Annotated in this window: 21 protein-coding genes and 2 tRNA genes; 2 read left to right on the top strand and 21 right to left on the bottom strand. The window is 41.6% G+C overall.

Annotation, left to right across the window (positions count from 1 at the left end; translation table 11 throughout):
• Window positions 1-59: 59 nt before the first annotated feature.
• From HF638_RS17590 to HF638_RS17560, 7 genes are all read right to left on the bottom strand, one after another.
• Window positions 60-1,226 (bottom strand): hypothetical protein, encoded by a 1,167-nt coding sequence (locus tag HF638_RS17590; protein ID WP_169481374.1) that lies wholly within the window; start codon window positions 1,224-1,226, stop codon window positions 60-62.
• Window positions 1,227-1,301: 75 nt separating this feature from the next.
• A complete protein-coding gene (locus HF638_RS17585) occupies window positions 1,302-2,459 on the bottom strand; it encodes a hypothetical protein (RefSeq protein ID WP_169481373.1) in 1,158 nt (385 codons plus the stop codon).
• A 14-nt stretch (window positions 2,460-2,473) separates the two neighbouring features.
• Window positions 2,474-3,310 (bottom strand): hypothetical protein, encoded by an 837-nt coding sequence (locus tag HF638_RS17580; protein WP_169481372.1) that lies wholly within the window; start codon window positions 3,308-3,310, stop codon window positions 2,474-2,476.
• A 64-nt stretch (window positions 3,311-3,374) separates the two neighbouring features.
• Complete coding sequence (locus HF638_RS17575; protein WP_169481371.1) at window positions 3,375-5,600, bottom strand: dynamin family protein; 2,226 nt, start codon at window positions 5,598-5,600, stop codon at window positions 3,375-3,377.
• A gap of 344 nt (window positions 5,601-5,944) precedes the next feature.
• Entirely contained in the window at window positions 5,945-7,588 is a 1,644-nt protein-coding gene (locus tag HF638_RS17570) for a hypothetical protein (protein WP_169481370.1), read from the bottom strand.
• 12 nt (window positions 7,589-7,600) lie between these two features.
• Window positions 7,601-8,404 (bottom strand): TnsA endonuclease C-terminal domain-containing protein, encoded by an 804-nt coding sequence (locus tag HF638_RS17565; protein WP_169481369.1) that lies wholly within the window; start codon window positions 8,402-8,404, stop codon window positions 7,601-7,603.
• Between the two features lie 155 nt (window positions 8,405-8,559).
• Window positions 8,560-8,895 (bottom strand): hypothetical protein, encoded by a 336-nt coding sequence (locus HF638_RS17560; protein ID WP_169481368.1) that lies wholly within the window; start codon window positions 8,893-8,895, stop codon window positions 8,560-8,562.
• A gap of 165 nt (window positions 8,896-9,060) precedes the next feature.
• Between HF638_RS17560 and HF638_RS17555 the strand changes: the two genes are divergently transcribed.
• Window positions 9,061-9,777, top strand: a complete 717-nt coding sequence (locus HF638_RS17555; RefSeq protein ID WP_169481367.1) for a hypothetical protein — start codon at window positions 9,061-9,063, stop codon at window positions 9,775-9,777.
• A 187-nt stretch (window positions 9,778-9,964) separates the two neighbouring features.
• On the opposite strand, the gene HF638_RS17550 is transcribed toward HF638_RS17555, so the two are convergent.
• The 12 genes from HF638_RS17550 to ppc all read right to left on the bottom strand — a co-directional run bounded on the left by HF638_RS17550 (window position 9,965) and on the right by ppc (window position 25,144).
• Window positions 9,965-10,546, bottom strand: a complete 582-nt coding sequence (locus HF638_RS17550; protein ID WP_169481366.1) for a hypothetical protein — start codon at window positions 10,544-10,546, stop codon at window positions 9,965-9,967.
• A 409-nt stretch (window positions 10,547-10,955) separates the two neighbouring features.
• Entirely contained in the window at window positions 10,956-11,921 is a 966-nt protein-coding gene (locus tag HF638_RS17545; protein ID WP_169481365.1) for a CBASS cGAMP-activated phospholipase, read from the bottom strand.
• A 1-nt stretch (window position 11,922) separates the two neighbouring features.
• Window positions 11,923-12,384 carry a type II CBASS E2 protein gene (locus tag HF638_RS17540; protein WP_169481364.1) on the bottom strand — a complete coding sequence of 154 codons (462 nt, stop codon included), beginning with the start codon at window positions 12,382-12,384 and terminating at the stop codon, window positions 11,923-11,925.
• Window positions 12,381-13,397 (bottom strand): SMODS domain-containing nucleotidyltransferase, encoded by a 1,017-nt coding sequence (locus tag HF638_RS17535; protein ID WP_169481363.1) that lies wholly within the window; start codon window positions 13,395-13,397, stop codon window positions 12,381-12,383. The genes HF638_RS17540 and HF638_RS17535 overlap by 4 nt, the downstream gene beginning before the upstream one ends.
• A 219-nt stretch (window positions 13,398-13,616) precedes the next feature.
• On the bottom strand, window positions 13,617-13,961 hold the full coding sequence (locus tag HF638_RS17530) for a helix-turn-helix domain-containing protein (RefSeq protein ID WP_169481362.1): 345 nt from the start codon (window positions 13,959-13,961) through the stop codon (window positions 13,617-13,619).
• Between the two features lie 187 nt (window positions 13,962-14,148).
• Window positions 14,149-15,981: a glutamine--fructose-6-phosphate transaminase (isomerizing) gene (glmS, locus tag HF638_RS17525; RefSeq protein WP_169481361.1), complete on the bottom strand. Its 1,833-nt coding sequence runs from the start codon at window positions 15,979-15,981 to the stop codon at window positions 14,149-14,151.
• 740 nt (window positions 15,982-16,721) lie between these two features.
• The gene (gene glmM / locus HF638_RS17520) at window positions 16,722-18,062 is read right to left on the bottom strand and encodes a phosphoglucosamine mutase (RefSeq protein WP_169481360.1); all 1,341 of its coding nucleotides are present in this window, start codon (window positions 18,060-18,062) and stop codon (window positions 16,722-16,724) included.
• A gap of 72 nt (window positions 18,063-18,134) precedes the next feature.
• Window positions 18,135-19,628, bottom strand: a complete 1,494-nt coding sequence (locus HF638_RS17515) for a CdaR family protein (RefSeq protein WP_169481359.1) — start codon at window positions 19,626-19,628, stop codon at window positions 18,135-18,137.
• Entirely contained in the window at window positions 19,621-20,457 is an 837-nt protein-coding gene (gene cdaA, locus HF638_RS17510) for a diadenylate cyclase CdaA (RefSeq protein WP_017692119.1), read from the bottom strand. The genes HF638_RS17515 and cdaA overlap by 8 nt, the downstream gene beginning before the upstream one ends.
• A 314-nt stretch (window positions 20,458-20,771) precedes the next feature.
• Window positions 20,772-21,386, bottom strand: coding sequence for a zf-HC2 domain-containing protein (locus HF638_RS17505; protein WP_169481358.1), 615 nt, complete (start codon window positions 21,384-21,386; stop codon window positions 20,772-20,774).
• Window positions 21,387-21,522: 136 nt separating this feature from the next.
• The gene (sigW, locus tag HF638_RS17500; RefSeq protein WP_017692117.1) at window positions 21,523-22,089 is read right to left on the bottom strand and encodes an RNA polymerase sigma factor SigW; all 567 of its coding nucleotides are present in this window, start codon (window positions 22,087-22,089) and stop codon (window positions 21,523-21,525) included.
• Window positions 22,090-22,351: 262 nt separating this feature from the next.
• Window positions 22,352-25,144: a phosphoenolpyruvate carboxylase gene (gene ppc / locus HF638_RS17495; protein ID WP_169481357.1), complete on the bottom strand. Its 2,793-nt coding sequence runs from the start codon at window positions 25,142-25,144 to the stop codon at window positions 22,352-22,354.
• A gap of 577 nt (window positions 25,145-25,721) precedes the next feature.
• On the opposite strand from ppc, the gene HF638_RS17490 reads away from it, so the two are divergent.
• Complete coding sequence (locus HF638_RS17490; RefSeq protein ID WP_211175683.1) at window positions 25,722-26,057, top strand: WGxxGxxG family protein; 336 nt, start codon at window positions 25,722-25,724, stop codon at window positions 26,055-26,057.
• A gap of 211 nt (window positions 26,058-26,268) precedes the next feature.
• Here HF638_RS17490 and HF638_RS17485 read toward each other — a convergent pair.
• Window positions 26,269-26,339, bottom strand: a tRNA-Gly gene (locus HF638_RS17485).
• A gap of 12 nt (window positions 26,340-26,351) precedes the next feature.
• Window positions 26,352-26,424: transfer RNA gene (locus HF638_RS17480), tRNA-Pro, on the bottom strand.

Raw genomic sequence — 26,424 nt, 5'->3', positions numbered from 1 at the left:
TCCTCCCGATTAAATAAATTCCATTACAAAACTTTTTTTTCATGTGAGGCTAACTTTGTTTACACAATTGAAAAGTTATTCGGCATACCAACAAGAAATCGGGTCCACATTTGATTGATATAAAGACAAACCTCACCGATACAATGTCTACTCCAATTAATCCACTCAGTAAAGGTTTCTGTCGGGTGAGACAAGGTATCACGTAACCACAAGAAATAATCAATTCTATCCCTCTCCCACTGTGTCAAAGCTCCAATATGAACGGCATGGTTAGTCAGATTAGACTTAGAGCGAGGGAGTATCCATCCTTTAACCTTAACATTAAGAACATTTTGCTGATTAGACCATTTCAATATAGTATCTCTTGACGGTTCCAATTTAGCGCAAACAGAGGCTTCGTCTATTTTGCCCTCTACTACTACCGGATCTGATCCAAGCCAGGAATCATAGAGCAACCTCAATGAAGCTTCAAGCGACAATACCGCATAATGTACAGCCATAGTTAGAAACTCCCATTCGCTATAACCATGAACGTATAAGAGTCTTGCTCTCTGCATCACATCATTAATATTGGAAGGACATAAATTTGATAATTTAGAATAGTTCATCATGTCCTGAACCAGATCTTCAGACGTTAATGCTCTTGGTACATCGTAATCGTTATATGTTCGAGAAGTAGCTTGTATTCGTATATCTGGTTCTCCTGTTGCCCTATTCAACTGAACAGAATGGTAACCAATGTCATTTAAGGCTTCATCACGAATTTGCTGAAGCATCCTCATCTCATCAATAGCATAAGATTCGACTGCTTGTTCTAGCTTCGAATATATATATCTTAGGTTGAAAAGTTCTGTCTTACTTACAACAATCCAGACAATTGATTGATGTTGATCAAACGTTTCATGCCATGTTTCACCTGCACCTTGAAGCTTTTGAAGAATAGATTCATTAGAAATCTGCTTCTCAAAGCTATAGCCTCCTTGGCCGAGCCTGAATTCCAATACAGAAAAATCATTTTGCAATTCAATAAGAATAACTGGACACGGAAATAATCTTTGAACTACTCTGTGTTTTGAAATGTTTTTTATAGATGCACTTCCATCTTTTTTTATTTTTGTTTTCTTTAGCTCCCAATTTCTTATGTTACATAAAAATCCTTTAATATTAGAGCTTAATTTTTCACTATTAAAAAGGTTTAATTCGACCTCAGGCAGGTTTGTTTCCATTAAGACCTCCGATATTCTTATGTTTTGCGAACCTCCACCTTAGAAGGATGCATCACTATAGAGATAATAGTGCTTCTACATGAGGGGTTCGTACTTCTGAATCGTATATATCCGCAGCCGCTCAACCAGATCTTTAGTGTATCGCGCTTGTCCAAATTTGAAGACCATAACCGAGAAGCCAATTCCTACAGATACAACTGTACCTGCACACCCTCCCCATAAGCCTTGGGCAATGATTGATAATACCAGAATTGTCAAGGAATAAGTAGCGGATCTTCCGACCCTGATTAGGCTCTCTTTGGTTCCATAACCCATTAGCTTTAGCTTGCAGAACTGGTACACTGAAAATAAGGTAATTGCCATCCCTCCTGTCACAGCCATTTTGCACATTCGGGACAGATTTTCTGTGACCATCAATCCTATATTTTTAGCTACACCTTGAAGGGCACTCTTAGCTGCTTCGCCTATGCCTCTTACGAGAAGGTGGTTCATTACACCGAGGAATGTACTTTCTACTCCCATCTTAGCTCCCGCTGCTGCGGCAACTTTGACATTCTCAATCGAAAGTCCTGACTGTGCTAGTTTGACGGTAAACCCAATGGTAAAACCGACTCCCAGACCTATCGTGGCGACCATTCCAATACCATACAACTCGTTTTTGGCTACACGCTTGTAATTGGCCTGCTTCAATCGCTTATTACGGTCAATAGGTTCACCGGTTGTCTGATTCCGGAAATCCCCGCCATGCATGGCTTTGTGCGCGGCTTTATTCTTAGCAAAACGAATATTGTCCGGATTAGCCTGATTTTCCAAGTGTTTAGCCACATTGTTGATATGGTGTCCTTCTGCACGGTGAACTTTGCCAGCTGTTAGAATCTCCTGCCTCTGTTTTGGCGACCATTTTGTCGTTCCTTTTCCACCCATTAGAATCTCAGCTTGTTCGTACTTCCATGCAAGAGCAACACCTTTCTTCCTTAACGTATTCTTAACGTGGGAATCCATTGCTAACAGGTCATAGACCTGTTGCTGATTTTTCTGACGGCTAATGTTAAGCTTGTTAAAAATACTATGGAACTGCTGATTAAACTCCCCAGTCGTTGTAATGGTTGAAAACGTCTGGACAGATTGAATACCAGCAGTGAACAGACCGGTATTTACGATGGGCATACTTGAAAGCTGGCTGCCACCCGCGAGGGTCTGTCTGACTAAGCCCTTGTTTCCCAAGATCTGCATGATATGAACCCCCTTTAACGGAGCAATTTCTCTTTGTCGATGGAAATCTGCGTTAGCCTAAACTTGCCGTCCTCATCCAGTTTGCAGAAGATATAAGAATAAATATGATTGTAGTAGACCAAAGTCTCATTAAACAGACGTGCCGGATCAAAGGCGAAGAGGCGACTAGAGACCAGTATATCCAACTTTTCTATGCTCCGGGTATACATACTTTCATTTTTCTGGAAAGAATCAAATACAAATTTGAATTCTTTGACTGCATTGCGGTTATATTCGGTGTTAGACGCTATAGCTAACTTGGTCAGCTTGTCGCTGATAAGGGCAGAATATTCTTTAGTCATACGGTCATAGAGCGAATTTTGATCTTCAGTCAGTTCCTCCTTTACAAGCTGGTTCTCAATTTCAGTTAATGTGAGCAACACTCTATCAAAAGCCTCTTGATTACTAGCGCGAGAAAGCTCGCCTTTTAATTCAGCTAGATCCTTTAATGTAGCATTGTTTTTTGCTTGCGTCTCCCTTGCATATTTTTGCACAAGAGCGTTTTGTATAGCAGAGAGCTCCCCACGAATGATATCTAACCCCTCACGACAAGCTTTAATAACAGCCAATTGCTTTGCGTCTATGGTCGTATTTTCTGCATGTACAATCAATGCGGTACTAGCCTCATCGAGAAAATAATTTCTAGTGTCTAGCTCAATGTCCCAACCAGCAACCATACAGCAAAAGTTGAAGTAGCGTTGGAAGAGATCAGTATCTCCCACATTACGGTTATACAAATTTTTGATGATCGTGTGTGCATCCCAGATTTCATTGGAAGCCACCTTCTCTTCAAACAAAGTCACTTGATCCAAACTAAACACATCCCGTCTAATCATATTCGATTCTTCTGTATTACGATTGAATTTCTCAAGTCTTCTACAACGGGATTTCATTTAAAAAAAGCTTATACTCCTTATGTGCTTGGATCTTACGTTCGATATCACCGATATCGGCAGACTCCACAATTTCCTGGAGCTGCGCCAAATAGGCTGTCCACTCATCATCTAAGGAATCGGCTGCCTGATTGAAAGCCTCCGCCGTATCGTCCCAATATTTCTCGATGACATCTTTGTATTTCAATAATGCTTTCTTGGCATCGTATTCATTTACAATCTTTTTGGCCAGACTCTTATCCCATCCGCCATTGACAAGTGAATATACCGACAAAGCTGTCAAGACGGCAATCGTAATTCCGATAGCAACTGGTCCACCAAACATCGAAATGGCAGTTGCTCCTCCTACAAATGTTCCTCCTACGGATATTCCTAGCGCAGATAGTAAGCTTACCCCTTGGGCAACAAGAATATATGTTCCAAGATGGCCTAAAGAGGTAGCCCACACAGCCAGACCACTCAAATTAGTCAACCCGACTAACCCTGCGGCAAAGGACTTTGTGGCATCAAAGTTAAAGTTGATATCATCCAGCCTAGCTTTCAACCGTCGTTTCCTTACTTCATTCTGAAAGTGCTCCAGATAGTCATTGATTTCTATAGTCAGTTTCTCAGATTCTCCGGCCAAGATCCCCTGCATCTGACTTTGCAGCGTCGATCCCAGATAACTGATTAGGATCTGGATATCCTCCTTCTTTTTTTTCAGTCCTTTGGATTTAATAATTGACACGATACTATCTGCGGAGATAAGAGCTCCATACTTGTCAGTAAAAGTATGAATTGAAGAGGCATTGAGCGTATTAATTACTTTTAACACTTCTTGCCTACGGTTTTGATTGTCATTTACCCTTTCTGGTTCTTTGGCATCAATTTCGGAGAGCATCCTCTCATATCCTTCACGATGCTCAAGAATCTCCTCAAACTCATGTATCCTCTGATCGACTTCTTGATCATAATTCTCGATTTGCGTGCGGATGTACGCTTTCGCCTTTTCATTGATTACGTTAGGAATATGCTCAATGAGCGCACGTAAATCATTTTCAAAGGCTTTTCTTAGCATCGGGATGTCAGTAGTATAGGTGAAGAATCTGCTTCGAATGACCGCTTCGTCATAATGGTGTCCTGTCGTTTTCTCCCTTATCTCAAGCACTTTTTCCGGTAACGATTGCAAGAACCGTTCACAGCCTTTGTCGAGGATACTCGACAATGAATCGGGATTACCGCGATCTACGGTATGAGCCTGCGAAGCAATAACAAACAGGTTAGCAAGCGGGCTGATTTCGTTCGTTGCAGCCTGCTCCACAGGTTGGAGGGACATAAGAGATTCCTTAAGATAGTCTATGTCTCCCTCACGCATGAATCCGTTTGCAATGGACATATAGATAAGTATATCTGCATTCTTCTTGCCCTCGAAAGCCATTACATCGTCCTCTACACGGTCTCCGGTACCGAATCCCGGCAGATCGACGATATCACAGTTTCTCAGAAAGTCGGAGTCCACGAATATTACGGCTGCACCGGCTTCTTGACTGCCATATTCCTCACCTTGGCGGGTACCATATTTCTTAAGAATTTCCGCGCTTCCTCCTGTTAGCTTCCATCCCCGACAATATTTTTCATCATGTAGACGGCGTTCGTCCCAAGGTGCAATATTGCTAAACTCGGGAGCTGCACGGAAAATCCAAGCTTCTTCTTCCATATAGGACGGTCTGTCCTGAATATGCTTGATATATACGTTTATTGCTGTTGTTGGGGTCCAAGAGGTCGGCATCTTCTCAGTACCTAGAAGCGAATTAATAAGGCGGCTCTTGCCTACATCAGAGTGACCAACAATAGCTAAGCGAGGCTTAGAGATAATATGGTCTATCTTCTTACGTAGTTCTGCCATTTTGATATTGTATGTATCGCCCCACCGTCTGCGGTAGTCCGCCCCCCTCATTTCCAAATAGTCCACGATATTTCGCTTCGTGAATTCTGCTGTGCGCCAAGTGTTGTTAACTGTTAACGGCTCGGGATCTAAACGTTTAAAATTAACCAACTCATCGATCGTCGTTCCTGTGACATTTGCGATTTTGATCAGGATCTGAAGCGGTGTCTGTTCAGTCGATTGTTCCAAACGGGAGATATAATCCTGTCTAACATCGAGCAGTGTGGCAAACTCGGTCTGTGTCATCTTCAATGTGTTCTCTCGAAAACCTTTTAAGTCAAACAATCTTCCCACCCCTTGTATAAATTATAAGTATTTAAACTACCAATTAAGTAGCTAAGCTTATTATAAATTGTTTAGAAACTTTTTACAATATAACTTTATGCATTTTCGCATATTAACATATATAAATATGCAAAATTGCATATTATTAAGCAAAACTACTTTGTTGTAACATGATCAAAAAGCACACTGGAAAATTACCAGTGTGCTTTTTCTATGCTCTGTTTGTGTTCTAACATTGGTTGGAAGTATGTCGCTACATAATTTCTTCTTGCTTAGTCTAAGGCCATACTTACATGTATGAATCAGCTTTTAAGCTAGATTTTATCTATTAAATGCTTTTACTCTTAACATATACTTTTAAGTTCTTTCTTATACTCTTCCAATAACAACTGATTCAGCTGCGAAAAAGACTCTAATTTCTTAATCCTAGAATCTAAAATATTTCGCTTCGTGTCATTCTCATCTTGGTTCTCTCCCCAGACCAACTCTTTAAGGATTCGGGAGAAATTGTCGTCTTCCTGAATTACCATTGAATTCTCCAACCATTCAACAGTAGAATCATCAGTTGCAGCTAAGGCAGATTGTTCAAACACATATTTTAACCATACGCCAAATAAAATAACGATCTTGGTAAATACCTCGAAAGTATAGACACTCTTTTTGGAAGGATCAAGTTCTCCTCTTTCACGATGTTCCTTATGGACCGCTCCGGGTATCAGTTCTTTCACACGCCCACAAAAGTTTCTGAATTGCTGTTCGATATATGGTTTCAGATCTGCTCGGTAAGAAGGAGGATTAGCTAAGCGAACATTCAAATTCACTAAATTATTCGAGTTCCTGCTCTTCATCTCTCCACGATCCCCTACGATCTTTTGAGGAAGATGTTTAGATGGCCAATTCTCTTCATGAATGCTCACTCCATATTTAGCACAAAACTCCACCTTATCCGTAGAAGCATTTTCTAACGCCATCATACTTTCTACCCAGGAATTCGTTTTAGATATATGCATGCCCGCAATTAAACGACTCATTACATCTTTGACAAAATAAACATGAGGTCTCCCAATGACTGTAAGATAATCAGAAGAAAGTAAAAGTACATCAGCAGGTGTAGAATCCGTTTCATATAATGCTCCCGGATTATGAATTTCCTCAGTAGGTGAACCCAGTAAAGCTCTCGCTCTTATCTCTGCTTTTCGGTTCCCTACTTTAGCGGCCAAACGACTTTTTTTGTTATACTCTTTTTGATACCAATATCTGAATTGCTTTATAGATGGACAATTAGTCATATTTATAATAGGGACCTTAACTTCATGCTTTCTATAGAATCCTTCATTATAATGCTCTTCACACATATGTTTGTGCGTAGCAGTTAAATTCATTTTCAATGAAGAATGATATTTTTGTATAGCAGACTTAAATATTTCTTTATCTTTAGCTGTCACAATAAAGTTGTGGTCTTCTGTTTTTGGCCCTGTCTTTATGTTTATTGTTCTCTTGTCTCCAGTGACCCCTACATCGTTATAGTCATGTAATAAACCATTAATTGATTTCCCATAGAACCAATACCTTTTCAGTAGTAAATATATTGTTTTCTGTGGTTTTCCTGTTCGATCTGACTCACTTCTAATTAACTTCCCCCTTGATTTGCTCCAGAAAATTTCTGGTTCTTTATTAGCAATAGATTTTATTAATTCAAATTTTTGGTCTCTCTCAGCTCCATATTTGTTTAAATACTCATCAGTAGGATTTAAAAACAATAGATCCGGTTCATAAGAGGAAATACTCGCTTCCTCCATCTCAAGTAAACGAAGCAGTTCTCCATAATCTCGAAAATAGGGTAATTGTAATTTACGCTTATCATCTATGTTTACTAATACCACGTATGATTGATCAGGAGAAATCCAGAGAACTCGTTCAAGAGAGATCTCCTCATGGTCATCAGAAATACACTTTTGAAAAGCAACAACAGAGTTAATATAGATCACGATTTACACCACCTATTTACTTTTTGAACGTTCAATTTGAAGAGGAGCACTCTCTCGTATAGGTTCCATCATTGAAGTTGTCCATTTCTTATTAGCTAACATGTGTTTTATCATAAACATCGATGTCCCAGGTTCTACACCCAGTTGATTATCACAGTTAAGACACTTTTTACTTATCGACATTGTCCGACTGAGAGATTGAAGTTTATACAGTAGAGGTTCTGCTAACATGTTAACCACTTCAAGATCCATACCCGGCCTACCTTCCAATCGCTTCGCGTCGTATAACCAATCAATGTTTCGTATGAATGAAATAGGCCTCCCAACATCAAAAACAACTTTCCACTCTAAATTCAACTCTTTATAGTACTGGCGCTCAATCTCGAATAGTTCCAAAGTTCTTTTGTTCAGTTTATTAATAGGTTTGATGGTACGTGGATGCTCCTGAAGCTCACCATGTACACTCATCGTAGTAAGCATAAAATCAGTGGACATAACTACATCCTCTCCTTTATGTTGAGGATGTTTGATATTCAGCCTAGCTGCAATTTTCTGAGTAGCTTCAATGGGTGTTAGAGGGTATTGCTCCCTAATATCTACGACTTGATCAGACCAATCCTGAACAAGTAAATACTGATATTCATAATTTGAGAGTGTGTGGTGTATCCGATTAGAGTGCCACCCTAAAGTACGGGTAAGCCATCCCTCTGAAGCTACTTTATTGTCATTCGCTTGGATGAAAGGAACATACTGTTCACCTCTACCTTGTCCTCGTCCATCCTTCAATCGATTAACGTGAGTCTTATTAACTGACAATTCTCACACTCTCCTTAAAAAAAGACACATAACTTTGATGTTATGTGTCCCTCTAATGGTGTATATTTTCCTCATCATATCACAGATAAATAGAATTTTTAACTCTTTTTGTAAAAACTTGTCTAATGGGCAAGTTAGATATATTCTCCTCACATCTATAGCTTGTTACGATCCTTTCTACGCCTTTTTCTTCGTGGCATCCTCTTGAGTTGTTGCATTTGTGTAAAGTATGCCTCCCTATTCTTAGTATTGACTTCTACATCATTAATACGACTACAAATAATATCAGGTTTGTTTTGACTAGCTCTTAGAATCAGTTTGTCTTCATGTACATTGTATTTAGAAATAGTTATCATCCAGCCCTTAATCATCGCTTTCTCGTACCAGCGTTCCTTCAATGCTTCTCTACAAGAGTAGTATTGATTTCGGAAACAGATTCCTTGTATTGTGACTATTGCGAACTGTTCCTGGTCCATAACTCTATCATCCATCCCCCATCCTCCCCTAGCCTTTGTTACTATCTTTATATCCGTATACGGATAATATATACAAAATTATCGCCATATCGATTAAAGTATTTTTATTTCGCTTTCATCCCAACAGTAATTTTTATATTATCTTCCTCCGATAAGGTATATAAAGGAGAGTTGATAGAGATGTATAGACACTCAGTTCAAGATCAAAAATTAAAAAAAGAATTGTACAAGATTTGCTTCGAAGATGTTACATTGCAAAATAAGCTACTCAATAAGCGTGCAACATGGTTTGAAGGTATTTTTCTACTCTCACTAGCAGCTAGTATTATTTTGCTCGTCGTTTCTGGGGTTTTAATAGCTTTTTGGAACACAGATCTAAGCCCTATGTACGGAATAACTATGGTTGCTTTATTGGTTATTTCTCTTTGTTGTATGTTAGCTACAATTTCGTCTTCTCGTATACATATCAAATCGCAGTACAAGGATTTAGCTTTTATGATTGGTAAGAGTAAATTTAAGCTGGATCGAGAGGTACTCTTCTCTATTCGATGTGATCAAGTTTACTATTATCTGAAGAACAATGATTACGATTATAATGCACTAGATGATCTCATTGCTTATTATTCCATTGAAGGGGAAACAATTAAAAAAAATGGATGGGTTCCTTTTGCTATTTTTACAGCTTTCATCTTTCCCTTCTGGAATGAGACAGTCAGCAAGAACTTGAATTGGGAGGCAATGGATCAGATCGTTTCTTTAATTTTATTCGCTCTTCTTCTTCCTCTTGGTGTCTGGGTGTGGAGACAAAATATTGAGATGTTTGTGTTCTCTAAATCCAATAATTATCTTGAACTTGCTAGGATTTTACGAACAGTAAAAACATTCCCTAAGTTTTAAAGCCAGTTATACAAATGAACTTTTAGAACTTACATGAAAATCAACTTACTATTGTACAGATATCAAAAGACGTTGTCATGCACAATGACAACGTCTTTTGATAAGGTATTAACTTGTCTACGCTCCAAATATATTCTTGAGCATATTACGCATTTCAGGCTTGATTGAATTTCCGGACGTCTTTCCATTACGAGTTAGATTCTCGACTTAACTTTGAATATAAAAATTGTTTCTGATGCATATGAGCGACTAACCTCCGCTCTCTGGTAAGTTCCTTTAAGCTATATGCGGTTCTTACATCTGATATTTTCTGATGCTGTTGAATCTCAGGTAGAGAAAAAAAACCTCTTGCCGCGTACTCTTTTACTTTCGACATATCCACACGACCGCGACTTATAAGTGGTTCATTTCCCAGATATTTTTGCACGTGTACAGAGCTTATCTCCGGATCGGACTGAATCAAAGATATACTGCCGACTGACAAGTCCTCTTTTTGTTTTTCTTGTTCCAATAATCCTTTTAATGCTCGTCTACGGTTGTTTTCCCACAAACTAAATAAACAGGTGTACAGCCGTTTATTAGATTTCCACTCAATTAACTGGGAGTGAATCGATTGGTTCGCTAATTTTGACTTGTATACATCAGAATCAAAAAAAAACTCATTCTTGATTCTTTTTGGGGTGAATCTTATATAAGGCTCTTTCGGTTTACAAAAGCCCGAAATGAGCAACTGTTCATATGGTAGCAGCTCTCTCCATTTAATGTTCATAACCTGACCTAATACACCATGATTGTCAAAGCACTCCATTAATTCCTTATTGCGTTTTTCATATACATAAATTGAACTAAATGTACCTACAATCCCTAGTTAAGTCCACTCCATTCGCTTTAACCCCAGTTTGTTTTGATCATTTCCAATAGATACTCGAAGTATATCTATACATTTTTTTAGTTTTACCATTTTGCTGTACTGTAAGTTTTCTACAAACTCCTCCAAAGCTTTGAAAGGCACCTCCACCACCCCTTTTCGCCAAGTTAGAATCATGTATTAACTAATTTCATTTTTTTAAACACATTAAAAGAGCATTCACATTGTAAACGCTCTTAATGGGGTATTTAATTTAATTTAATTTTTTCCTATAACTGATTAACTGAGTAGCATTCCATCATCCAAAATACTACCCAACTGATTTAGTGGCACTGTGTAAAAACAATGAGCTGACTTTCATATAAGAACTTATAAATTGAGTATCTGCCTCGTGTTGTAATTCATTTAGTTTAGATAACTTAGTTTCAGATAACCTCATCGGTTGCTTCAATTGAAAATCAACACGATGTATATTCTCATTTAATAAATGGCCGGCAGTGTATGCTGCACTTGTCGTTTGCAGTTGCATAGTAAGATCCACAATTCGATCTCGATACCTAATGAGTGAACTCTTCTCCGCTATCTTATTATTCACGTTATAGATATGAGATCCTGTCCCCAATGATAGCATTCTTATAGTACTCACATCATAACCAAGAACAAAAGCTTCAGCTATACCCACTAAAGCCGGATTATTAGCCCAGAGTCCTCCATCAATTTTACAATCATTGCCGTCAATCGAAACTGCGGGAAAATATGTTGGTGCAGCTGAAGTTGCTAAAGCAACATCTGACATCAGATATTGAGCGTCATTAAACAAGTGCTGACAGTGTGGAGTTTTGAATACTTTGGGCGAGGCCCTACTATGCTCAACGGACGGAATACATAGCATGGTTTGAGCATCAATCATCTTGTTATCTTTAAATACCTCTGCCAGCTTTTCACGTAACCCCGTATTCTTATATTGGTTAGTCAATATACCTCTCATACTAAACATTCTTTTCTTGAAAATGTTTTGCGCATTAGATACATAAAATGTGACTAACTCTTCTGCTGGTATCCCAATAGAGAGCCCTAGTGCCAATATTCCCCCGGTCGATGTTCCTACGATCATGTCAAAGTATTGATTGACGGGCATGCCTGTCTCTTTCTCAAATTTCGCTAGATATCTTGCAGGGAATATTCCTCTAATGCCGCCCCCATCAAGAGATAATATGCGTAAGTTTTTCCCGTCACGTGGTATCCAACCATTACTCTTAATTTGCTCCCAGTCCACATCACAGCCCCCTACCGATTTTTCTTAAAATCTTTTCTCCTTTGGATGAATGAATGCTATGGGGAGCCTCAGGTCCCCACCAAACTCCTGTCTCTAACCAGATTTCATAGTAATATAGCCACTCACAGGTCCAAGGAATAATCGTCTTTGCAATTAGTTTATCCTTTTTATAACTCTTATCTGGTGGATAATACAGACACAAAGAATTATCATCGTATGTATGCGGGCTATTTTTTATAATTTGCGGATGTGTAATAAACACTTGAGGGTATTCAGATTTATAAACAATTTTGACTGAATAGGTTTGCTGCATATGCGTGGATATTAATCTGCCACTCCACTGTTTGGCGTCATCTTGATATTCGAACTGAGGAAAGAACTTTTTTATCCAGAAGTTTTGTAAAGCTAAGTTTAATGAGTGTACGCGTCTAGGTGGAATTCTCTTTTTTCGTTTCTTTATCATTTTAAGTTCACCCCAAAGAAACGGTGCTTCGGTGAGTTAATCCCCTCTTCTGTGTTTAATAGACCACTTGTATTTACTAGAACAGCTCCCGTATTAATTCTAGTTGCCATTGCAGATGCTTCATTGAGCTCTGTCGGGAATTTATCAAAGATAGCTTGCCACTTTTTAATACTCTCAGCTTTGTTACTCTCATCATAAGCATCCTGAACGTCATCTTTTAAAGTAGAAAGCTTTTTCTTGAATTTATCAAGTTTTTCCTTATCCCAATCCCTTGCCAAATTTTCTTCAGTTAACGAAGGATTTTCAATAAAAACAGTATCATCAAGTTGAATATACGAATCAATATCAATAAGTATTTGCTTTATGGTCTCTAACAAGCTTTCGGCTACAGAATTCTTCCCAACCATACTATTTCCGATCAAAGTCGTTAATAATATCGATTTCGGAGCTGTTTGTTTACCTACCTTATGATCTCTCCAATACCTGAGTAATTTTGTGATTTTCCTAAATTGTTCATTATGATCATAGTGAACATCTCTACACCATTCTTGAAACCCTTCGGGATTAGTCTTCTTCCACTCGCCCTCTTTTTTACTAGGTATTAAAATGTGGTCGTTATCTGACGTCTTAGCTAAGACGATGTCCATATGAAAATCACCAGCATAATTGATACGAACACAACGATCTCTTGCCTTGATTTTATCTTTGTAACTCTCATTTGTTTTCATACGTTTAACAAGCCAATCTAATGCGTCTTTAGGAGTTATATCTTCGGCTAAATCAAGCTTTAGGACAACATCAACATCAAATTCTTCTCCCTGCTTCTGAGGTCTAATTGAAGTTTTAGTAGCATAAGAACCTTGAAGAAAAAAATCAAGATACTTCTCCTTAATCTCATCATCATTCTCTAGAATATTATTCCAAGTTTCATATGCACTATCGATTCTGTCTACCCGAGCAGGATTTAATGAGATATCCCCAAGTAGTTGCTTGAAATGATCAGATAGTTTCATGATTCCCCTCCTAAAATTTGTTTTACACACTAATTATAGTGTCGACAATACATTATACCACAATATATTGTGTGTGTACTGATGATAAGGAGAATTTCACCTTTTCAATAAGCAACTTATTGATGCCTGACAATAAACAAGGATAGTGTCTGATTATTTCACTCAGCACTACCCTTTTACACTATATTATTTAGTTGAAATGTAACGCCTTAATAATCATTACTTTAAATGATATCGATGTATTTTCAGCTTAATAAAGTCTCTAATTTCATCCTGGTCACTTGGTTTTAAATTCCTATATTCTGAAATAAGCCTGACTTCACTATCTCCATGGCCTTTACTGACAGTTACATCACTGACTTGGTCAAGTCCATAAACTAACCAATAGAGATCTGTTTTAAATTGATCGTGAAGTGCCATAACAATGTCTAACGAAGGTTTATATTTATCTAGTTCCAACTCACTCAGTGTCCCCTGAGAAATCCCAATGATTACTGCGAACTCCGTTTGATTATACTTATGTAGCTTCCGGATGCTTCTAATTCGTTCTCCAATGGTGGACAAATTAACAACCCCCTACAAATTAAAGAACAGTCCTGATGACATTTAATCATCAGGACTGTTTAATATTACTCTACAAGTTATTGATTTTAATAATCTTGATCGTCATTTCACTTACCAACTATAATGTCCATTTACCAACTATAATGTAACTGAACATTAATATACGAAGTGATTTGTACAGAATCCCTTACTCAACCGTTACGCTTTTCGCAAGGTTACGTGGTTTATCTACATCATGACCCAGTGCCAGGGAAGCATAGTATGCCAGCAATTGCAGCGCAACTACAGACAGAGCCGGGCTAAGCAAAGGCAGCGTCTTAGGAATCGCAAACGCTTGGTCTACGGATTTCAACAGAGTTGTTACGTGCTCTTCGTACGTAATTGCCAGCACATCCGCGCCACGTGCTTTCACTTCTTTAATGTTGCTCACTGTTTTCTCAAGTACGTTCTCCTGCGTTGCCAGAGCAATAACAGGGATACCATCTTCGATCAATGCAAGCGTACCGTGTTTCAACTCACCCGCAGCATACGCCTCGGAGTGAATATAAGAGATCTCTTTCAGCTTCAACGATCCTTCTTGAGCTACTGCATAGTCAAGACCACGACCGATGAAGAAGAGATGTTCATGTTTGGAGATTTGCTCTGCATATCCTTTGATTGCTTCGGCTTGCTCCAACATGGATTCCACTTGCTCAGGCAATGCTTGCATCGCTGCCAGCGTGTGTTCAATCTGTTCTGCAGATTGAGTACCACGAACTTGTGCAAGGTACAGACCAAGCAAGTTGAACGCGATCAACTGCGAAGTATACGCTTTGGTAGAAGCTACTGCAATTTCAGGACCTGCCAATGTTGCGATAACATCATCTGCATCACGTGCAATGGAGCTGCCCACTACGTTCGTGATTGCCAGTACATGTGCGCCATTGGATTGTGCTTCGCGCAATGCAGCAAGCGTATCGGCAGTTTCACCGGATTGGCTCACTACGATTACGAGTGTATCTTTGTGCACGATTGGGGAACGGTAACGGTACTCGGAAGCCACATCTGTTTCAACCGGAATACGCACCAATTGCTCAATCACTGTACGTCCAACCAGACCTGCATGGTACGCTGTACCACATGCAATGATTTGAACGTTACGGATATTTTTAATTTGTTCTTCAGTCATTTTCAACTCAGGAAGTTGAACTTTTTTACCTTCGTTATCGATGCGACCCAGCATTGTATCACGATATGCTTTTGGTTGCTCATGAATTTCTTTCAGCATGAAGTGCTCGAATCCGCCTTTTTCTGCGGTTACAGCATCCCAATCGACACGAATCATTTCCCGAGAAATAAAGTTGCCTTCAATCGTCATCAATTCGACAGCATCATGTGTCAATACAGCCATTTCACCATCATTCAGAATGTACACGTTACGTGTATGTTCCAGAATTGCTGGGATATCGGAACCAATGAAGTTCTCGCCTTCACCAATACCAATAATCAATGGGCTTGCTTGACGCACAGCTACGAGTTTTTCAGGCTCATGCTCTGTCAATACACCCAGTGCGAATGCACCACGCAACAACGTGATCACTTTTTGCACTGTTTTAACGATATCACCATTGTATTCACGTGCGATCAGGTGAGAGATAACCTCAGTATCTGTCTCGGAAGTGAACGTATGACCTTGAGCCATCAATTCGTCCTTCAGATCCAGGTAGTTCTCAATAATACCGTTATGCACAACAGAGAACTTCTGGCTGCCATCCGTGTGTGGATGAGAGTTCTCATCCGATGGTTTACCATGAGTTGCCCAACGTGTGTGTCCGATTCCGGCATTACCTACCAGTGGTGCACCATCCAGCTTGGCTTCAAGATTCGCAAGACGACCGAGAGCTTTCGTGATTTGCAGACCTTCCGGTGTGAATACCGCGATACCTGCAGAATCATACCCACGATACTCGAGTTTCTTCAACCCTTCGACCAATACCGATTGAGTGTTCTTATTACCAATATATCCAACAATACCGCACATAATTTATTTCCTCCGTTTATATATGAATACTGTGTCACGAAGAGAAACAGGCAGAGGCGGCATATCGGAAAAATGAGTGATTGCCTAACGTTTCATGAATACTTGTTACCTATTCAATTATCAATGATTAGAGCGACCTCGTGTCGCCCCGCAGTCATCATAAGCTGTTATGAATGCAATCATGAATGTACATCATTTTCCCGTCCGCGTACTGTTTACGCTCTTCACGCACATTCATTTGAATTTTAGTTTAACTCTTGCACCTACACCGGCGCGTTGTGTGGACAGTCACCTATCCATTTTCCGCAATCCGGTTTACGGCTCTGGTGCTTCACCGGGAGGTCCCCGCCGAACAATCCGAACACCTCCACCTCGTCAGCTTGATTGCCGTTGATGTTAATCAGCCGTTCTTCAACCTAGAAGAAATCCTGATCAACATCTTCCCGCGCAACTCCAAGCTCTGGCGCTTGTGTAACTGTAACCTTACGTCCCTCACTTTCTGTGTCTGAATGACGACTCCACTCATTATATGCACGTCACGTCCATTTTGCAATGGAGCAAAGTACCTGTGACAATTTCAGCATATTTACCCACAATCCCGACCGGATAAACGGACCCATGGTCTCATCAGGCCGGGACGCAGGAATATTCATGAATAAGTCCTAAATCCTGTTATAATATACCCTTTCTACACAACAATTCCCTTATAGAACCGTATGCAGAAGGGATTTCTTCCAGTCCTATACCAGTTCTTTTTGCACTACATCTACGATCTGAGACACAAATTGTTCAAGTTCGTCTTTATCTGGTCCTTCCGCCATAACACGGATCAGGGATTCAGTACCTGAAGCACGAACGAGTACACGTCCATTATCGCCGAGTTGTTGCTCTACTGTAGCAATAGCTTGCTCGATCGCAGAATTTCCTTCGTATTTGCTCTTATCTTCAACACGCACATTGACCAATACTTGTGGGTACTGGGTCATGAGCGCTTTAAGTTCACTCAGTTTTTTACCAGAAGCCTTGAGCGTATCTACGAGTTGAATCGCAGTCAGCATACCGTCTCCGGTTGTATTGTAATCCAGGAAAATAACATGGCCAGACTGCTCTCCGCCCAAGTTGTAACCGCCGCGACGCATTTCCTCCATCACATAACGGTCACCTACTGCAGTTTTTGCTGTTTTCAGTGCAAGTTTCTCCGTTGCTTTGTAGAATCCGATGTTACTCATAACGGTCGATACAACAGTACTGTCCTTCAACTTGCCTGCACGATTCATCGCATCACCACAAATACACAGAATGAAGTCTCCATCCACCTCAGCGCCTGTCTCATCAATAGCAATCAGACGATCCGCATCTCCGTCAAAAGCAAGACCCAGATCCGCTCCATGTTTGAGCACTTCTTGTTTCAGGTTCTCTGGGTGAGTTGATCCACATTGCTCATTGATATTCAGGCCGTTAGGCTCAGCGCCAATGGCAATGACTTCTGCACCAAGTTCACTGAACAATTTCGGTGCCAGCTCATAAGCTGCTCCGTTTGCACAGTCCAAAACAATTTTAAGTCCAGAGAACGACTCATTTACAGTTGTTTTCAAGAAGTCGAGGTAACGATAACGAGACTCTTCGTCCGTCGTTACGGTACCCAGACCGCCACCAACTGGCCGTGGCAATTGATCTGTCTCCGCATCCATCAGCTCTTCAATACGGTTCTCTGTTTCATCAGACAGCTTGAAGCCATCTCCGCCAAAGAACTTAATTCCGTTATCCTCAACCGGATTGTGGGAAGCCGAGATCATCACGCCCGCGTCAGCTTTCAACAAACGTGAAATATACGCCACTCCCGGAGTGGATACAACGCCCAGACGAATCACATCAGCGCCAATGGACAACAGACCTGCAACCAGTGCGGATTCCAACATCAATCCCGAGATACGAGTATCCATGCCGATAACCACTTTCGGTCTTTCCACACCACCTGCAAGCACGTAACCACCACAACGTCCAATGCTGTAAGCCAGCTCTGCCGTTAACTCTTTATTGGCAACCCCTCTTACACCGTCTGTACCAAAATATTTCCCCATGATTTAACTCCTTCTATTCGCATCATATACGAGCACTATTATTATTTTTTAAGAATTTTAGAATTAGAACGTTTATGGATTCGAGCCACTTTTACTACCAGTACCGCTGTTATTGTTATTTAAATTCACACGATTGGTGGTACTCCCCTGTTGGCCCTGATCCTGATTATCCGTATTCGATTCCGTTTCTTCTTCATCAGGAACAGGCTCTGTTTCCCCATTTTCAACCTCGGCTGGTGTAGGGTCAGGTGCTACCGTTCCCTCGTCCGTCGGTTCTTCGCCAGGAGTGGTCGTGGTATCTTCAGCCTTTTCGCTAATTTTGACCGTCGCACTCAGAGCATTGGATGATTCATCCAGCTTGGCAAAACGGGGCAGGTCAGCTTCAAGCTTGATCTCATGCGTTCCGACCGCAAGTCCAGCAAGATCCCCAGTCAACGTGAGATCATCACTACTCAGACCCTCAAGCATACTTGCTGAGCCTGTAAGTGTGAGGTTCAGACCGCCACTCTTAGGCGTAACCAGCGTACCTTCCAGCCCGTTCCCTGGACCTGTAAGCGTAATGGGGACGTTCGGAAAGACTTTGGTCGTCTCCTCTGCCTCATCAAATGGGGATATGGTTACCTTAATCTGAATCGAACTAGGCTCGATTTTCTCAAAACCGGAAGGCGGCGTCAAGTCCACGTTAACTGTCGACGTACCTGACTGATCAAACTGTGTAAGATCAAGGGTTACTTGGTCGTAGGACTGTATACCCGCAAGCGCATCCTCTGATCCATAAACCGAGACTTCTTTCACGCTTGGCTCTACCGTGGAGAGTACCAGGCCTTCCGGCAGCTGTCCCGAATATTTGATTCTTAAGGGTACAGATGTATAGGGCTGATTGACCGGAACACGGACTTCAACCGTCTGAGGCGTTATAATCGCATTTTCAAGGACCTTGCCTTCAGCATCGTATGCCTGAAGCTTCACTTTTTTCTGTATGACATCTTCCTTGGCATCTTTCACGCTCACAATGCCCTGGACCTTCGCTACAGCCTCAAGTTGCCCTTCGGGCAGAGTTACCTTAACCGGTGCTGAAGGTTCAATTACAGGCGTTCCAGCGCTGTATCCGGCGGATGGTTCCCCTTCGGGTACAATATTCACATTGAAAGATTTGGTGCCCAATTTTTCTACATTCACCGTAACCATGGAAGGTTCCATGCTGACCACTTCTACCCCGGAAGGCAGATCAGGTACCAGCGGCAGTGTATTGGACCCATCTTTCACCTGACTCAGATCGACCATTACCTTATAATCGTCATTGGTAAAAATCGATGTTAGCATTGAGCGCTGTCCTTTGATCTCCAGCCGGACCTCATCCGTACTTAATGAAGTAAGCACATAGTTGTTGCTGTCTAATCCATAAGGTTGAACAGGCACTGTACGTTCCACAACCTTGTTGGTTGTGCCTGTCGTAATCGTAGGAGTGGTCGGTACTTCATCCAGATGAATCATGAACCAGAGCAGCAGACTCACCGCAAGTGCAAGTATTTTGGCAAAGTTATTATTGTTAAACCACTTATCCATTGTTACGTCCTCCCTTCCGTTTCCAGAAGGTTGTCCAGCCATTCTTTTTCAGATTGGATGTAGGGCGCAACTCCTCATACAGTTTGGCAATCAGCGATTCTTCCTTAATATCACGAACGACCTGTCCATTCATCGCCAGCGATACCTGTCCTGTCTCCTCCGAGACAACCAAACAGATCGCATCTGCAACTTCGGTAATCCCGATTGCTGCACGGTGGCGTGTTCCTAATTCTTTACTGATAAACGGATTTTCTGATAATGGCAAATAACAGGCTGCCGCCGAAATCTGTTTTCCCTGTATAATGACCGCTCCATCATGGAGCGGTGTATTTGGAATAAAAATGTTAATCATCAGCTCGGAGCTGACCAGAGAGTGCATCTTAATGCCCGATTCCGTGTAATCGTTCAGACCCGTTTCGCGTTCAAATACGACCAATGCGCCAATTTTACGCCGTGACAAATAATTAACAGACTTAATAATCTCACCAATTAACACCGTTAATTCTTCATCACTCGCTGCCGCTGAACGTCCAAACAGCTTACCGCGTCCCAATTGCTCCAGACCACGGCGCAGTTCCGGCTGAAAGATAATGAACACCGCAACGACACCAAACGTAAACATCTGGTTCATCAACCATTTGAGCGTATACAGGTTTAGCCACGTACTTAATGCCCAGATCAGCACAAGGAACAGAATGCCCTTTAGGAGCTGAACCGCACGCGTACCCCGCACAAGCAGAATCAGTTTGTACATAATATAGGTAACGATCAATATATCGATAACGTCCTTAATGGACTCTGTCCACGTTAAGTCAGCAAAATAATTCATAAGCCAGCCCCCGCTATCCCCATTGATGAGTAAACCCTGATCTCATATTAACCCATTAGGATTTTATATAATCCTTTGTCTCCGCATTTTTGCATCATTTGATTTATGCAAAATGCGTATCTATATGTAGTAGTATGTTCTCTTTAGTATCTAGGTTATAACGTTAACGTTCAGGTTGCAAGTTACGGCAGTCTCAAACTGCACATAAACATCACATTTACCATGAATTACAAAGTTTACGTATAAAAAAAGAGTACCCCATGCACTCTGGAGGTACCCTGCTTGGTATATACCATTGAAGATTTTACCCTGTTCTAGCGATAAGCCACTTCATTTACCATATTGGTTATTTTGTACCAGAACCAGTCCAGCGCCTGATCAATACTTTTCACCTGACCTGAAATATGCGCTGTTGAAGCCTGAAACAGTTGTCCGTCGATAACCGTCAGATTGCCGTTCACATCACCATATACTTGTGCAGTTCCATTTTCTATCGTAAGATCGCCAGCAATTGACTTACCTTCAGGAACAATAACCGTGTTACCCTGAATCACGATCTGGTCCAGATTATTTCCCTTAACGACCATTTCGTTGTTCTGATTCCAGAAATTCAAGGCGCTAAAGAGCATCACGACCAAAAAGAAGGCTGCCGCCGTCAGCGCGGGATGTCCTGTGACCCATTTGAGCCATGCTTGCTGTCTCTTGGGCTGGGGCAGAGCATTCATAATTCGATTGGTCAGCTCATCAGAGGCAGACGGTGAATAGTGTTTCATGGCAAAGAGTAGCATTTCCGTCTGTTCCAACTCTTTAAAGCGCATGCGACAATCCGGACAGATCACAAGGTGACTTTTCAGTTCAACCTTCTGGGCCGGGGACAACGACTCATCCAAACATTCATGCATTAAAGAGACGGCCGAGTTGCAATCCATATGAGAGCCAATCCTTTCTTAAATCACTTAGTCCATGAGCCATTAAAAAGCACACATAAGACTTGCATACATTACATACGCATCCGTTTCGGATATGTTTCAATTAATTTCGCCCAGATTTAAAGGCGTTTAACATTTATAACTTATACTCCAATTTTTTACGTAGAAAATCACGGCCCCGATGAACGCGTGTCTTGATCGTTGTTACGGGCATACCTGTCACATCGCTGATTTCCTGTAGCGACAAGTCCTGTAAATATCTCAGAATCATAACGGACTTATACTTGGCTGGCAAACTGTCAATGGCCTCACGAATGAGTGTCTGCGTTTCTGACAGGAGCGCTTCACTTTCCGGTGTACGATCATCACTCGGGAGCATCGCGTAACCATCAGATCCTTCCTGATCATTTAGTTCAGCATCCAAAGAGTATGAAGGTTTCTTTCTGCGCAGTCGGTCAATACACAGATTGGTCGCGATCCGGTAGATCCAGGTTGAGAACTTCTGGTTCGGATCGTACTTCTCCATATTACGAAACACACGCAAAAACGTCTCCTGCACAACGTCTTCAGCTTCATGACGATTGTTCAGCATCCGGTATGCCAAATGAAACAGCTTGTCCTTATATAGTTCAACGATTTCTGCAAAGGCTCTCTGGTCGCCCTTGAGCACCAGTTTCACAAGCCTATTCTCCAAATTGTCCACCCTTATTCCCCCAGACATGCTGATGGGTCTTCCGTCTTCTGATACCCGTCCACACTTGTAATTCACCAATCAAATCGTAAATCAACTTTGGTCAAAAATCAAGACTGTATGACAAATATCCGCCAAAAACAGTAAAAACGGGAACTCCCGCAGGAGTCCCGTTTCATCTCTCACTCCGTAGAGCAGAGAATGGAGCTTTTTAGTTAACAAAGTAATGAGTACTTTGTTACATATGAATCATTCATATGCATCAATTCAATAATCAACCTGTATTACGTAGCCCTGCAGCAATGCCGTTGATAGTCAACAACACTTCTCTAAGCAGCTCCGTATCGTCTTCACCACGTTCACGCATATCTCTGAGCTCGCTCAAAAGTTGAACCTGCATGTAGGACAACGGATCTACATATGGGTTACGAAGACGAATGGATTCTTGAATAACCGGTACATCATCCAGAATTTCAGCTTCTCCGGTAATTTTTAAAATCAGCTCTTTTGTGAGCTTGAACTCGGCTTCGATCTGACCGTATATACGATCACGGGCTTCTTTGTTCGAAGTCATTGCTGAATACTCTTTGGCAATCACAAGGTCTGCCTTGGCTACGGCCATCTGAACTGTATCAATCAGCGTACGGAAGAATGGGAAGCTTGCATACATTTCTTTCAGGACAACCAGATTTTCCTCTTTATCCTGATAGTAACTTTGCAGTCCTGTTCCTGCCGCATACCATGCCGGTAGCAGATAACGACTTTGAGTCCATGCAAATACCCAAGGGATCGCTCTCAGATCTTCAAACTTATCGCTATTTTTACGCTTGGATGGACGGGAACCAATATTCAGCTCTCCAACCTCCGGAAGCGGCGTTGATTCTTTAAAGAAGGTGAAGAAGTCTGGATCACGGAAAATCAGATCCTGATATTTCGTCAGGGATACTTCCGAAATCTCTTTGATGATGCTGTCCCAATGACGCTCGGACTCGGACTCTTGTGGCTCAAGACCATTAAGTGCTGCTGTAATCAAAGCCGAAGTTGCTTGCTCCAGACTGCGGTATGCAATCCCCTGAAGGGAATAACGGGAAGAAATAACCTCTCCCTGCTCCGTGATCTTGATACCTCCACCAATGGTATGCGGTGGTTGAGCAAGAATACTGCGGTTGAGCGGCATGCCGCCACGTCCCAGAGCCCCGCCACGTCCATGGAAGAACTTCAGCTTAACGCCGTGTTCATTACCTACAGCCGTGATCGCATTCATTGCTACGCGCAGTTCCCAGTTGGCTGTAACCACTCCGCCATCCTTGTTACTGTCTGAATAACCAAGCATGATTTCATGCAGTTCATTCCGTCCTCTTACGCTTGCGCGGTATACAGGAAGGTTGAACAGCTTCTCCATAATTTCCGAAGCCGCATGTAGATCATCAATCGTTTCAAACAGTGGTACCGCTTGAAGTGTAGATACAACGTCACCGTTGTGACCTTTGGTGAATAAGCCCACTTCCTTGGCAAATACCATAACCTCCAGCAAATCACTTGCGCCCTGCGTCATACTGATCAGGTAACTTGTGATACAGCCGGTCCCAAATTCGTTCTGGGCACGCTTAATGGTACGGAAGACATCCAGGCACTCTTTGGTTCCTTCCGTGTATTGGTGGTAAGGAGAAGTAAGCGGACGCGGATCATCCAGCAAACGAGCAAGCAGATCGATTTTACCGTCTTCTGTCAGACGTGCATAATCTTCTACAATGTTCATTTTCGCCAAAATCTCTGACATCGCATTTTCATGTTCCTTACTGTGCTGACGCACATCCAATGCTGCGGTATGGAAACCAAATAACTCGACTTGACGAATCATTTTGCGAATAGTCGTATCCGCTACGTAATCGGCAAAATGATGGCGCAGACTTCGATCAATGATCATCAGATCATCAATCAAATCCTGAGCGCTATGATAACGGTCAGGCTGACCTAATTTGTTCTCATCCAGTACATTGTTCAACTTGGCAATCATATAGGCCAATTTGATGCGGTATGGCTCTTTTTCATTACGCCAGATATCCACTTTTTTCAATGTAACATAATTACGGTCCTGCTCAATCGACTGCACCAGCTCATCCGATACATGGATGATGTTCGTGCTGAAGCTGAGATGGCCCATAAGTTCAATCATAATCCGTTGGTACTCACGCAAAGCCAGCTTGCGTTGCATCAACAGTGTCTGCCATGTTACATCTGAAGTTACCGAAGGATTTCCATCCCGGTCTCCACCGATCCAGGAACCGAACCGCAAATACGTCGGCACATGCCAGTCATGGTCAGGATAAAATTTGTTCAGGCAGCGTTCCAACTCCTGATATACATCCGGAAGTACGTGGAACAACGTTTCATGAAAGTAATACATCCCGTTCCGCACTTCATCGAGTACAGTCGGTTTGCGGTCGCGAAGTTCATCGGTTTGCCAGAGGGTAATAACCTCGTTCAGCAGCTTCTCTCGCAACTGTTCACGTTCACGCAACGTCAGCGTAGGATTATCAAGTAGCATGACATCTTCGGATATCCGTTTGTGGATGTCCAGAATAACCCGGCGCATGGCTTCGGTTGGGTGAGCTGTCATAACGAGTTCAAGCGACAAATCGTCAAGAATCTCTTCCACCTCTGTATGAGACAATCCACGTTCCTTAAGATCTTGTACTGCTTTTTCAATCGATCCTGGCTGCACAGCGTCCCCTGCAGAACGTTCATAATCCCGTTTACGCCGGATCCGATGGTTTTGTTCAGCAATATTAACTAATTGAAAATAAATAGCGAAAGCCCGAATAACCTGATGACGATTGTCCGAGTCTAATTCCTGGATCATCGTTTTGAACTCTGCATAGAGTTCTGGCAAAAATTCTGCACGCAACGATTTGCTCGTTTCCCGAATCTTCTCAACGATATCTAGAAGCTCCGTGCCGCCTTGATGGACAAGAACTTCCCCGAGTATATTGCCCAGGAACCGCACGTCTCGCCGAAGCAGGTTGTTGGATTGGCTTTTGCTGGCGGTTACCATAGTTTCAGTCATGCTTATCCTCCCATCTGATCGTTCCATTCGTACACGTAAATTTGACACCTTCATAACATCATACAATAAAATGGCACGAAAATCTTTATTTTTCTACTAGAAAAAATGGGGTTTATCCCCGATTTACAGCACAAAAACACGCTTTTTTATTCATTTTCTTGTTCTGCTTCAATTAATGATCATATGCTGTCGTATGATACCTTTTTCACGTACTTTAAATAACTCAAATGTCTCATACCTATTCTAAAAAATTCATAATTATACAGTTCTTTTAGATATGATCCCACGTACCTGATTGTAAGGTTAAACCGCATAATTTCATTGTTTGAGAACAGATGATATACAAAGAAACATGACCGGCAAAGCAAGCTTTTGTATACTTTACCACAGTGACGCAATAAATTAAAGATGTAATTATAATTTTCTTCCCACTACAGTCTGCTTATTAGAGGAGTTTCTTATGTATGTTGTGAACCAACTGGACTCAAAGGGATATCTTAACAGACCATTTCTACATATTGTCCTTGCCTTCTTGGGCAGATTAATTTATAGCTCTTACCAAAAAGGAGGAACCCAAATGATGAAGAAAGGTACTACAATTATTGCTTCCGTGCTTCTGGTAGCCGCGATGGCTGGCCCTGCTGCTGCTGATGGTCATATGACCAAAGGAGAGGATACAACAGGCTCACGTGTCCAGTCTTATCAGAACAACAACTACCTGGATCGTACAAACACCAACATGAACATGGATGGAAACTACCGCAACAATGGCGACTACCGTACCAACAGTGTACGTGCTAATGCCACGACAACTAACCGTGACAATGGTATGAGCTGGGGATGGCTCGGTTTGCTGGGACTGCTTGGTTTAGCTGGCATGCGTAAAAGAGTAACGGACCACAACGAACGTTAAATTGCGGTCACGTTACGTAACAGTAGCTGCTGTCTCTTAGCAGCATCTCATTCACAGAGGTAAACAGAAGAGCCAAGACCTCCCTATTTGGATTGCAAAGGGGTCTTGGCTCTTTTTAAGTAAACCTGCACTGTATTCTACATGAAAATATTTGTTACTCTGTGTAAAAATAAAAAAGCCTCTGCATCTGCAAAGGCTTCTTCATTATGTAAGCGGGTGATGGGAATCGAACCCACGCTATTAGCTTGGAAGGCTAAAGTTCTACCATTGAACTACACCCGCATAAACATAAAATCGGGATGACACGATTTGAACATGCGACCCCCTGGTCCCAAACCAGGTGCTCTACCAAGCTGAGCTACATCCC

The organism is Paenibacillus sp. SZ31 (assembly GCF_012912005.1).
Classification (GTDB): domain Bacteria; phylum Bacillota; class Bacilli; order Paenibacillales; family Paenibacillaceae; genus Paenibacillus.
Note: the sequence above shows the minus strand (reverse complement) of the source record. Positions and strands in the feature narration are given on the sequence as shown.